General features: G+C 71.6%; 6 protein-coding genes. All 6 read right to left on the minus strand.

What is annotated here, in order from left to right; all coding sequences use genetic code 11:
- Positions 1-23 precede the first annotated feature (23 nt).
- The 6 genes from FHU39_RS01010 to FHU39_RS01035 are packed head-to-tail and all read right to left on the minus strand — an operon-like array spanning position 24 to position 12,320.
- A complete protein-coding gene (locus FHU39_RS01010; RefSeq protein WP_183318149.1) occupies positions 24-2,456 on the minus strand; it encodes a hypothetical protein in 2,433 nt (810 codons plus the stop codon).
- A 1-nt stretch (position 2,457) separates the two neighbouring features.
- Positions 2,458-4,446, minus strand: coding sequence for an ATP-binding protein (locus FHU39_RS01015; protein ID WP_183318151.1), 1,989 nt, complete (start codon positions 4,444-4,446; stop codon positions 2,458-2,460).
- Positions 4,422-5,984 carry a hypothetical protein gene (locus tag FHU39_RS01020; RefSeq protein WP_183318153.1) on the minus strand — a complete coding sequence of 521 codons (1,563 nt, stop codon included), beginning with the start codon at positions 5,982-5,984 and terminating at the stop codon, positions 4,422-4,424. Before FHU39_RS01020 ends, FHU39_RS01015 begins: the two co-directional genes overlap by 25 nt.
- Positions 5,981-7,966 carry a hypothetical protein gene (locus FHU39_RS01025; RefSeq protein ID WP_183318155.1) on the minus strand — a complete coding sequence of 662 codons (1,986 nt, stop codon included), beginning with the start codon at positions 7,964-7,966 and terminating at the stop codon, positions 5,981-5,983. Before FHU39_RS01025 ends, FHU39_RS01020 begins: the two co-directional genes overlap by 4 nt.
- The gene (locus FHU39_RS01030; protein WP_221185088.1) at positions 7,963-9,786 is read right to left on the minus strand and encodes a hypothetical protein; all 1,824 of its coding nucleotides are present in this window, start codon (positions 9,784-9,786) and stop codon (positions 7,963-7,965) included. Before FHU39_RS01030 ends, FHU39_RS01025 begins: the two co-directional genes overlap by 4 nt.
- Positions 9,787-9,794: 8 nt before the next feature.
- Positions 9,795-12,320: a hypothetical protein gene (locus FHU39_RS01035; RefSeq protein WP_183318160.1), complete on the minus strand. Its 2,526-nt coding sequence runs from the start codon at positions 12,318-12,320 to the stop codon at positions 9,795-9,797.

Here is a 12,320-nt window from a genome sequence, read left to right on the forward strand (position 1 = left end):
CTGACGTAGGTGTCCGAAGCGAGCTATGGCAGTGGGGTGAGCGGGGTGGGTGGCGTGAGTCCCCGGACGGCGACGATCCCGCGGCCGGGCACGTACTCGTAGCCGACGGAGCGCAGCGCGTCCCGCACGCGCACCCCTGCCGGCGAGAGACCCTCGCCGATGATCTTCCGGATGTTCGCGTTGATCCGTGTCTTGATCGCGCCGGGGCTCAGCGAGCGGATGTTCTCCACGCGGCTCATGGCGTCCTCGAAGATCTCGGCCATCTCGGTGATCTCGTCGAATCGCCTGGTGAACAAGACATTCGGGTTGTCCACCACCGAGACCGGGGCCAACGTCATCCGCGACCGCATGACCGTCTCGGGGCTGACTCCGAGGTATTTGGTGAGCTGGTTGGTGGCGGGGTCGAGCAGTTGCCGGTTGTGCGGGTCCATCGCCCGCTGGACCGCCCGTGACCGTGAGATGTCGCCGCCCACCGCCAGTGGTTCGTCGACGTCGAAGCCGGCCGGTCGATCCAGAGCGAAATCCTTTGCCCCCGAACGGATCTGCGCCGCACGCCGTTCCCCGATCGCCAAGGTGAACGGGTTGTCGGCGTCCAGGGCGTCGATCGCAGCGTCGAGCACGTCGGCGGGAAGGGCGGGCAGGTTCGACGACGGACCTGCGGCGGAGACCTGCCGCGTGAGGCTCAGCTCCGCGAGCGTCTGATCGGCGATCACGGTGCCGTCCTCCGCAACCACGAGCGCGCGCGGGCTGCTGGTGTTCAGCTCACTGAGCGTGATCCGCATGCCACCCGCTTGCGCCTCGGCACCTTCGAGCACGGCCGCTGCTCCGGTGCCGCTGCGGATCATCCGCACCGCACTCAGCCCCGACATGGCGATGCCCGCCGCGCTGAGCACGATGCTGAGAGCGCCCATCGTCATCAGCGAGTGCGCAGCCTCCTGCTGCTCGGCGTCGAGCACGCTGGATCCGATGCCGAGAGAGAGCAGTTCGCCCTGTTGGAGCTGCTCGACACCGGAGGCGATCCCGTACCCGCCGAGGGTGAGATCCAGCGCCAGCCCCCACATCGCGGTGGGCGGAAAGATGGTCAGCAGCAGCGCGGCCACCGTGGCGATGCCGATCAGGATCGACTCCGCCTCGCTGTCGCTCTGTTCGGCCGCGATCCGTTGCTCGATCATCGCGTGCACGGTCGGGTCCGCCAGCGGCAGTAGCTCGCGCACGATCGGCCGCAGCACGAGGAAGTCGACCGACCCGGCGCGGATCTCACCCTGCAGCAGCGCGAAGTTGGCGCGCCGCGTATCGATCGCGCTGTCCAGCGTCGTGAGCAGCTGCGTGTAGTCCATCCCGGCGTAACCGGTGTCGAGGTCGATGACCTTGAACCCTTCGGGCCCGAGCTGGCGCAGGATCGGACGGATCCGTTCGATCGCCTGCACCTCCGAGGCGAGGTGCGGGAAGGGTGCGACGGTCTGCGGATCGATACCCGTGTCCGGGGTGGTGCTCAGGAAGCCCGGTAGTGGCGCGGGGTTCCCTCCTTCGGCCGAGGCGTACTGCCGGAACAGCTGATCCGGGCTGACCGAGGGGCCGAAGAGTTCCGGGTGTTCGTAGTCGGTGTTGATGGCGTGCTGCATCTCGTGGCAGTACTCGCAGCCGCCGTGGATCAGCCCGCGAGCCACCCGGCCCTCCACGGCACGTCGCCGCGGACTGCTGAGTGTCGCCTGGCGATCGAGGGCCTCCATCTGGAGGCCGGAGGAGGGTCCCGCGGCAACCGTCGCGATCGTCGAGCGCTGCTGCTCGGCCTGGACCTGGCGCTGCAGCTGGCCGGGGGTGAGCTCGGTGCGCAGGTAGTCCTTCCACTGCCCCAGCGCGGCGCGGTTGCCGTCGAGGCGCAGCACCGCGGCGTCGAGCACCAACTGCTGGAAGGCGCTGTACCGGTCGAGCACGACCTGCAGCTGACGGTCCAGCGCGTCGGCGACACGCGCGAGACGGGAGCGGTCCGCGCCGCGGTCGATGAACATCTGCTCGCTCCACGGCACGCCGGCCGCCGGCTGGTAACCGTTCGCCACCGCATCGGCGAACTGGTGCGCCCCGGTGATCTCCTGGTCGACCGCGGCGAGCTGCGTGTGCAGCGCGTCGGAGAGCTGGTAGACGCCGCTCACCCCGGAGCCCTGCACCAGGCCCTCGACGAGGACGAGCAGGCTCGCGTCGTCGTCGGGCAACTGCTGCCCGTTGACCTCCACCGGTGCGGGCGGCCGGCTGGAAACACCGGGCGGGGAGAGATCGGGCCGGTCGACCACTCCGGCGACGGGATCCGGTGCGACGCGGGCAACCTGAGGGCCGGCGTCGACGGCGCCGGCGTCGCGCGGACCGGTATCCGGCACCACACCCGCATCCGTCGGGCCCGCGTCATACGGTCCGGAGTCGGGCACGACATCCGGCACGGGTAGGCGGGTCGGTTCGCTCATGTCAGCTCGCCCCCTCGGCACGGGCCAGGTGCAGCCACGGACCGAACTCGGCGGTGCCGGGCAACTTGCCCTGCCGCAGCCGGTGCCGGGCGATCGCCCGCACGACGTGCGGCATACCGATCGGGGTGTGCTCGTATGACGCGAGGAATGCGGCCGAGAGCGCGATGTTCGCGATGTCACCGCCGGACAGGGTGAACATCCGAGCGAGCATCGGTATGTCGATCTGCTCCCCGATCGGGGTGGCGGACGGCAGAGCATGCCGCCAGAGGCGCTCGCGGGCGGCGAGATCCGGCAGCGGGAACTCGATCGCGACCTGCAGTCTGCGGGCGAACGCCTCGTCCAGGTTCGCTGCCAGGTTGGTGGCGAGGATGAGCACGCCCTCGAACGTCTCCAGCCGTTGCAGCAGGTACGCGACCTCGATGTTCGCGTAGCGGTCGCGGGCGTCGGTGACCTCGGACCGTTTGCCGAACAGCGCGTCCGCCTCGTCGAACATCAGCACTGCACTGGATGCCTCAGCGGCGCGGAACAGCTCCTCGAGGTTCTTCTCCGTCTCACCGATGTACTTGCTCACGACGGCGGACAGGTCCACGCGGCACAGCGGCAGGCCGAGGTCGGCGGCGACGACGGCGGCCGACATGGTCTTACCGGTGCCGGATGCCCCGGAGAACAGTGCGCGGATCGACGCGACCCCTCCCGAGCGTTGCCGGAAACCCCACGCGTCGAAGACCTGGCGCCGATGCCGGACGGCCGAGGCCAGCTCGTGCAGTCGCCGCAAAGTCGGGTCGGGCAGGACGAGATCGGACCACCCGTAGCCGGGGTCCAGAGCCTGCGCGAGGGCGGGTAGCTGTGCCTGCGACTGCTCGCGGGCGTGGGTGGCCAGTGGGCGGCTCCGATCGCGTCCGGCGGCGGTTGCTGCGTTGGCGATCTGCGTCGGCCCGAGGGCGAAAAGGTCTGCCACGGAAGCCAGCTCGCGAGAGTTCGGGTCGACGCCACGGTCGCGCAGCTGAGTGCGCCACAACTGGGCACGGCGTGTGGCGTCCGGCGCGACCAGTCTGATCACGGCGTGGTCGATGCCCTCCAACGCGCTGCGCCACGGCCGGTCGGGGTGGGCGATGACCACCGTGCAGACAGGCGTCCGGGTGACGCGTGCGAGTTCGGTCGGCTCGGGTTGCGGCAGCAGCAGTAGCGCCCGGTGCAGCCGGGCGCGGGCCGTCGACAGGCTGAGCGATTCGCCACCGCTCTCGTGCGCGATCACGGCACGTCCGAGCGCGGCCGCGAGCCCGTGCGCGGCGGCCACGGCGTCGGCGCGAATCGCCGCCTCGATCACGACCACGTGCAGCGTTCCGGTGCGCACCGCTCGCAGCAGGTCCTGGTGCTCGTCCGGGTCGAACACCGCGCCCGGCAGCGGGACCGGTGCGTCGGCGATCCCGAGCAGGAACTCGCGCGCGGGCGCGGTCACCACCAGACCTGTTGCGCTCCAGTGCGGGGCGCCAGCGACGGGCACCGTCTCGGCGAGTCCACCGGCGAACAGCGGTGCGTTGCCGCGCAACAGCGCGCCGCACCCGGTGAGGCGGGCACACAGCTCCAGGCTCGGCAGCGGCCGGCGGGCGTCGCCGCTGAGGTGGGCGAACACCGGGCGGTACATGGTGTCGAGCTCGGGTGCCAATGCGACGAAGAGCGCGGTCGTCTGCGGTTCGTCCAGCCCGAACTCGGACCGGACCGCGGCCAGTGTGCCGCCCACGGGGGGCCGCGGCAGTGGGGCAGGTGACGGTGCGTCACCGGTCAGCATCGCCTCCAGCTGGATGTCGCTCGGGGACGCGCCGGCGAACGCATCGGTCGACAGCGAAGCCGGCAGGCTGCGGAGGCGGGCCCGCATCCACAGACACTCGCGGTGCAGCGCTGCGTCCAGCCAGTCCCGCCACGGACCGGTCCACGTGGTCGACGTCGTGTCCGGCACCGCCGGACTCAGGATCCCTGCGTCAGCACCCATGGTCGTTCCCCGGTCGCGGGCAGGGTGAACCGGCGCCGGTTCATGCCGGTCAACGACAGCAGCACGGCCAGCGGCGGTGGGTCGAGTTCGACCACGATCGCCGCGTCGTCGGCGTGCACGGTTGCCCCGCACGCCAGGACGTTGCGGCGCAGGTGGTCCAGGCTCGCGCGTGCCTGTCCCGGCAGTCGGTGGGACAGCTCGCGGGTGAGCACGGCGGCCGCCAGCCGCATGGAACGGGCGACGTGCGGAGCCAGCGGCGGGTCGAGCAGCAGGGACGGCTCGGCCAGGTCACCGGTGTCGGCGATGTTCCGGCGTTCGATGAGATCGGCGAACCGGTCTGTGAATTGGTCGGTTCCGGACGTGGTCACCCGGTTGCTCCAGCCGACGACGTGCCGGGAGATGTCGGGTGGTAGGCCCAGCGCGAGCCGGGTCCAGGGGTCGCTGAGCACGTCGAGACCGATGCCGAGCACTGCGCCGAGCGCGAGCGCGCCGGTCAGCTCCGCCGGTGTGCCGCGCCCCGCGTCGTCCCGCCGATCGGGTGGCAACGCATCCGGCCAGCCGGCTGTGGCGTCCGCGAGCGGCAGCTCGGCGAGCAGCGGCAGCAGCAGGAACAGCCCGCCGAACGGCGTCCGCTCCGGACCCGGCCCGGTGCCACTGGCAGTGCCTGGGGCGGCCCCCGCCGCCAGGACCGCGACGGCCGCCCTCCGATCATCGTCCGGCCAGGACGTCAACGACGCGGCGAGGTCACCGTGACCGAAGGCTGCCAGCGTGCGGGCGTCGGCGGCGCCCGCCGCGGCCAGCAACGCAGTGCGTCGGCGCGGATCGCATTGTCGCAGTGCGGAACACAGCCCCACCAGATCGCGAGCCGCGGCCGCTGAGCCCGGGTCGGGCAGTTCGCCGACCGCGGACGCGTGCAGCAGCACGGCCACCGTCGCCCGTCGCGGGTCGCGCGGCAGCCGCCCGCTCCGCCACAGCTCGGCCACCGTGCGGGCCAGGTCGACCCGGTCCGCGGGCCCGGTCCCGATGGCCACCGCGTGCGCGATCCGCGCTGCATCCGGTGGCGTCAAAAGTGTTACCAACCGTTCGATTTCGGTGTCGGGCAAGCTGCGCAGTGCCGCGAGGACAGCTCGCGGTTCGGCCTCCACCCGCTCGCGCAGCGTCGGCGAGAAGTCGCCCGTGCCGAGCTGCGCGTATTCCCAGCGCCCGTGGGCGTGCCCGGTGCTGAGGTCGGTCACCCACTGCGCCAGGTAGGCCGTTCGGTCCGGGAACCACCGCACGCCGTCCTGTCCCACGCCGCCGTCGAGCACCGCGCGCACCGCGCGGGAGATCCCGCCGGCGAGAAGGTCGGCGCTCGTTCGCTCGCCGAGGCCGGCCCGGGCACAGACGCGTGTGTCGACCCGGTCGATGAACCACAGCCCTTCCGGCTCGGGGAGGTCGGCGCGCGTGAGCGCAGCGGCCAGGTCGAGCCCGCCGTGCGCGGAGGCGGTGCCGATCGCCCGCTGGTGCAGGTGGTGGGTACGCACGTGCAGCAGGGTCATCGCGGCCCGATCGCCACGAACGTGAAGCCGCCGTCGGTGATGACGCCGTTCTCGTTGGCGGTCGCGACGACGCCGTGGTCCGCGAGTGTCTGGTCGACGACGGCGGTCTGTGCCGCATTCACGCCGCCGCCGGCGTCGACCGTCGAGTCGCCATACACCCGGCTGACGAGCAGCAGCGGTGTCCCGGTGAAGGCATTCGTGTAGGTGATCCGGTAGCGCCCGGCCGCGGAGCGGGTCACGGCGTACCCGGTGCCGGCGCGGATGCCGCCGCCGGACTCGACCACGCCCCACAGCACCCGCACCGCCTGCTCGGCGCCCGCCGCGAGGAGGGTGCCGAGGCGGACGTTTCCGCTGACCGCGACGTCGCCGGACACGTCCAACCGGGCGGCCGGCGAGCCGGTGCCGACACCCAGGTTGCCACCGGCCAGACCCATCAGCACGTCGCCGGAGTGCCCGGCCACCTTCAGCCGGGAGATCCAGCTGGTGTTGTTGCCGGGTGCGGTGGCGAACACCTCGAAGCGCGGGTGCCCGCCGTCGGCCGCATCCATCTCGGCGGTGACCGCCGGGGCCCCCGAGTCGGGGAACACCCAGGTCCCGTTGGCCGCGTCGTGGTGCGCGTTGAAGGTCAGGCTGCTCCACCTCTTGTCACCGGACAGGTAGAGGTTGCCCTGCCGGATGCCGAGCACCGGGTCGACGTGCAGGGGAGCGGTCGGCGCGGTGGTGCCGATGCCGACCTGGCCGGCCGGTGTGAAGGTCGCGACGTGTGCGCCGGCGCCGATGTCCTTGTTGTAGATCCGCAACCCACGCCCACCGTCGTTGTTGGACTGCAGGTAGAAGTTGTCGGTCGGCGTGGTGCTGTCCCCGAGCTGTATGCCGTCAGCGGTCACGTGCAGCGGCGCCTTCGGCGAACCGACGTCGACCCCGACCTTGCCGTCGTCGGTGACCACGAGGTTCTCGGTGTAGGTGTTCGGTGCCGTGCGCGGGCCGACCACGAGCCGGTTCGCACCGGCCGACTTGTCGCCGATGACCAGGTTGAGGTCGGTGTGGCCGGTGCCCGGGTCGTCGGTGCGGGCGAACTCGATCGGCAGCACCGGGTCCTCGGCATGATCGGAGATCAGCCCGACGCTGCCGCGGTAGACGTGTATGTCGTCGTCGGTGCGCAGCTGGCCCTCCACCCACAGCAACTCGTCGGTGTGGTCGGCGGAGTAGTCCTTGCTCCGGTCGTGCACGGTGACGTGGCCCGACTCGGCCTCGATGCTGCGTGCGATCGTCCCGACATACGTGCGCGACCGCGCGTGCCGGGTGAGCGCCGCCGCATCGCGTTTCGTGAACGAACCCGGCGCGCCCGGCTGCCAGGCCACGACGCCCAGCGGCACCAGCCAGCGCGCCGTCGTCGCCACGGGCAGGCTCTGCTGCGGTATGTCGGCGTCGATCACCGGCGGCGCAGCGGAGTCGAACGCTCTCAGCGCCTGGGCCGCGTCCGTGCTGACGCCCGCGATCGCGACCGGGTCGCGCTGTGACGCCAGGGTCGTGCGCGGCCCCACCTCGATCCGGAACGACTCCTGCACCCGCCCGAACGAGTCGGACGTGTCGCAGGTCTGGAAGCCCGGCAGCGGCGGGTCGGCCAGCGCCTCGTCATACGCCAGCCAGACGTCGACGACGATCGGCGGTGGTGGCGGGTTGGCCGGCACGAAGCCGGCATCGAACGCGGCGAACATCGAGCCGGTGAGTTGTACCGGTTCGCTCACCAGCAGTGGACGGCCGAATCCGTCGAGCGCCCAACCGGGTTCGATCGACACGGTGACGGTGTTGTTCGGCCCGGCGGTCTCGGTGAGGTCCAGCCCGAGTGCGATGCCCCACCGATGGGTGGCGAGCATCGCGCGGGCCAGTTGGGTGCGTCCGTAGTCGACCGCCGCGGTGAGGTCGTCCGCCGACAGGTACTGGCCCTCGTAGAACCGCGGGCGGGCCACCTGGTCGGTCATTTCTGCTGCCCTTTGCGCAGCGTGGTGATCGTGCGGGCCTGCGAGGTGACCTTCTTCTGCAGCGCGGCGACCGCCTTCTCCAGTGCCTCGATCCGGTCCTCGTCCGGTGCCGCACGGGCGACCACCCGGTCGACGAGTGCCGAGGCCGGGTCCGCGAACGGGGTTGCGAGGGAACCTGCCGCGGGTGCCGCCACCCGGGCGAAGGCGAGCGCCGCGAACGGGTCCGCCAGCTCGACCGGGCTGGCCAACTCGTCGCCTCCCGGGCCGGTGGCGCCCAGCGCTGCGAGCACGGACGCCTGCAGGCCGGACAACGGGTTGGTGCCGCTGAGGTACTGGGCGGCCACCTGCCAAGCGGCCGGATCGGTCTGGTTCGCAGTGGTTTTCGTGGTCGTGCCGGCGGTCGCCGTGGCCCCCGCTGTCGCGGTCTTCGCGGCGCTCGCTGCGTGCGCCGCCGTCGACACCGTCAGCTTCTGGGTCATCCGGAACGTCGCATCGGTCTCGGGCGGGCAGCACAACCGGCTGATCGCATTCCGGATGGTCTGGGTGAACGGCAGCCAGCCGAGCCAGTAGCCGAGCATCGGCAGGGTGACCGCGAACTTGCGGGAACTCCAGTTGCACACGTCGAGCACCTGCAGGTCGGAGCTGCGGACGGTCAGCGTGGCCAGGGGCACGCAGGCGTCGCAGCAGTCGTCCGGGCAGGGCGGCAGCAGCGCCGAGCAGATGCACTCGCGGTAGAGATCGACCGCGATCCGCAGCAGCTCGGTGCTGGCAGCCGCAGCCTTCGCCGGAGCGTCCTGGTCGGTCGGGTCCGGGCAGGTGATGTCGGCCAGCCTCCTGCCGAGGGTGCAGTCGTGCACGTTCGCCGACGCGACGATCGCGCGCAGGTCCGCCTTGAGCTGGCAGCAGTACTGGACCAGCTGCGCGGGCGTCGGATCCTGCGGCACCTTGGAGATCGCGTCGGTCAGCGAGGTCAGGCACGCCTTGACCCGGGTCGCCAGCGGACCCGTGACGGTCGTGTCGTCGCGGGTGCCGAGCCGGGGCTTGTCGACCGGCTCCTTGGTGAGGGTGAAGCGGAATCCCTCACAGATCACCGTGGGTTCGCAGGCGACCGGCGTGCGCGTCGGGGTGGACGGCGAGGCGGAGTTGCACCCGCACGAGCCGCCGCCGGACGCGGTCGTGGAGGAGCCGCAGCCGCACCCGGAGCTGGACGTCGAGCCGCCGCAACCGCATCCGCTGCCGGTCGACGTCGAGCCGGAGCCAGCAGAGCCGCCGGAGCAGCCTCCGGAACACCCGCCCGAGCAGGCGCCGGTGCGTGCCGGGGTCAGGGTGGTCACCGCCCGGGCCGGTTGCTCCTCGTAACAGATGTTGAGGATCCACCGCTGCGAGGCGGCCTCGCAGTCGGCCGGCTGGTTCTGGAACGGTGCGCAGTCCCGGCTGCGCGACTGACGCAACGTCTTGATCAGGTCCGCGACGGGCACCCGGGTGTCGGCGCAGACCACGATGTCCTCACCGCACGGGCCGAGCGCGTAACCCGGGTGCACCGTCACGGTGTCGTCGCACGGGTTGCACACCACTTCCAGGCCGCACACCACTCCGGTGCCGTGCAGGTAGCGGTTGTGCAGCCGGGTCTTGCCCACCAGGTAGTCGTCCAGCCGGCGGAAGTCGGCGTCGGTGACCAGCTGGCCGGCGAAGAACCGGGGCCGGCACAGGCACTGCAGGCTGTGGCAGGTGGGGCAGCCGCCGCAACCGCAGCCGCACCCCGTCGTCGTGGGCGGCGACGAGGCCGCCGGTTGGGTGTACGTGTTGTAGGGCACCGTCATCGCCTCGCTCAGTTGTCTCGGACGGGTTGTAGCCAGCTGTCGAACATCCCGCCCTGGATGCCGAAGTCGCTGCCGGCGGGCCGGTCACCGGTGGGCAGCTCCGCACGGGTGAACTCCGCGTCGACGGCCCGGCCCTGCGAATCGATGACGAAGTCGCCACGCAGGTGCACGAACAGGTCGTCCACTCCTCGCTCGAGCAACGCCAGCTCGACGAACCGGTCGTCGAGCACGAAGGAGATCGCCTTCGACGTCGGCGCCCCGGTGACGACCGCCTTGACGATCAGGCCACTGGCGTCGATGGTCACGTCGACCGCCTCGATCGTCCCGATGACCGGGCAGCGGCACGCATAGAGCTTCTGGGCGTCGCCGTCGGCGAACGTGTTGGGCGCGTCGACGGTGAAGACGTGTACGGCGTCGATCGGCTTCACGTCGACCTCGTCGGTGAATGCGATGGTGAGGCCGAACTCGGCACGTTCGTCCGGGGTACCGGCGTTGACGATCACCGTCCGCAGGTCGCCGATCTGCATGGCACCAGCGTGTTTCCAGCTCAGGGCCGCGATGCGGGTCAGATCCTTCTCCAGCCCGGGGCCCTCCGGCCCTGCCGGCCCTGCCGGACCGGCGGGGCCCGGTGCACCGGTCGCGCCGGGTTCTCCCGGTGAGCCGGGCTCTCCCGGTGAACCGGCCGGCCCGGCGGGTCCTGCCGGACCCTGCGGACCCGCGGGGCCTTGCGGGCCAACGGGTCCCTGTCCGCCGCCACCGGGGTCGTCGCCGTGCATCTCCTCGCAGCAGTCGAGCAGACACTCGATCGTCCGGCTCAGCAGTGCGGTGCTGCGCAGGACCGACCGGCCGTCGCTGTTGTCGATCCGGGCGATGCTCTGCTGCCGGTCGGTGTCCGGATCCGGCGGTGGGTCAACGGGATCCAGCACCGTGAATCCGGGTCGGTACCCGTGCAGGGTGGCGATCGGGACACATTCGTGTCCCTCGCAGGACGGGCACACCGGCGGTGCGTCCCAGCCGTCCCGGCACCCGCCGGTCCCGCTGATGTCGAAGACGGCCACTCCGCCGGGGTCGCCGCCGTAGGCGACATACACCCGACCACCGCCGACCGCGACGTCCCGGGCTGCGCCCTCCCAGCCGATGCCGGGTCCGACGGCCGTGGGGCTCGCGGCGGCGACGCCGGACAGCCGCAGCTGACGTACCTGCGAGGTCGTGCCGTCGGAGCTGATCGGATACGCCCAGGGCGCGCCGGCGGCGCCCAGGACCGGCCCGGGCAGTGGCACCGAGCCGCCGAGAGTGCCGGCAGGCACCGCGATCGCGTGACAGGAACCGTCGGACGTGGCGACGACCAGCGTTGCGTCATCGGCGGCGTCCAGCAGCGTCGGTTCGGCGCTCGCGGGCAGCACGTCGATCGCGGTGCCGACCGTGCCGGCGGCCAGATCGACCACGTCGACCCGGGTCGGCTCGGTCGCACCGGAGCCGGATACTGCTGCCAGGTAGGCGGTTCCGGCGTCGGGGCTGATTGCGAGCAGTCCCCGGTCGGTGGGCACAGTGATGGTCGTCGGTGCCGTGGGAGTGGCCGTGTCCAGGTCCGCCTCGTAGCGCAACAGCACACCGGGTGTCGGGCTGAGCAGGCACAGCCGCCCGTCTGGGCCGATCGCCGTGCTGACCGGTGCGACCGCGCCGTCGGGTACCGCCGTCGTGCTCGTGACGGACAGGTCGGCGGTGGCCAGCACCGTGAGGGTCAGCACCGCCGACGCATCGTCGTGGACCACGAACAGGTGCGCGGAGTCACCGGACAACTCCAGGGCGTGCACCTCGCCGCCGAGGTCGTGCGACCCGGTGGTCGCGGCGGTGGTTGCGTCGACCCGGTAGACGCTGTTACCGGCGGCCACGAGCACCGCGCCGGCACCGGTGCGCACGTGCGACGCGTCGGCGATCGCCAGGTCGGTGCCACGCACCAGCGCCGGGCCGGTCCAGCCGGTGGTCGGGGCCGGTGGGTCGAGTGTCGCGCAGATGTCGAAGGATTCGAGGATGCGGTTGGGCAGGCACCGGTCGTCGTCGCAGCCGCACTCGTCATACAGGACGGGCACCGGCTCCGTCGGGCACTCGCGGTAGCACAGGCACAACCGCACCTCGTGCGGCTCGTCGTCGCCGGGCGGGATGCTGATCAGCTCGGCCAGCTCGACCCGGGTCCGTTCGGTCACCAGGATCTCGTTGCCGCAGCAGTCGATCGCGCTGCCCGGGTCGACCACCACGAACCGGTCCCGGCAGGCTGCGGAGTCGTCCTGGTGCACCTGCAGGCCGCACACCACGCCCGTGCCGTGCAGTCGCTGGTTGTGGTGGCGGATCTTCTCCCGGAAGTAGGACTGCTCGTCGATGAAATCCTGTGGCACCAGTAGCTTCCCGTACCAGTAGGCGTTGCGCTGGAACGGTGGCAGGTCACAGCCGCCGTCGCAGCAGCCGTGGCCGGGTGCCCCGGCGGCGGGTGTCCCGCCGTCCGGGCCCGGGTTGGTCACGTGGGTGAAAGTGGACAT

It is taken from the genome of Flexivirga oryzae (assembly GCF_014190805.1).
GTDB lineage: Bacteria > Actinomycetota > Actinomycetes > Actinomycetales > Dermatophilaceae > Flexivirga > Flexivirga oryzae.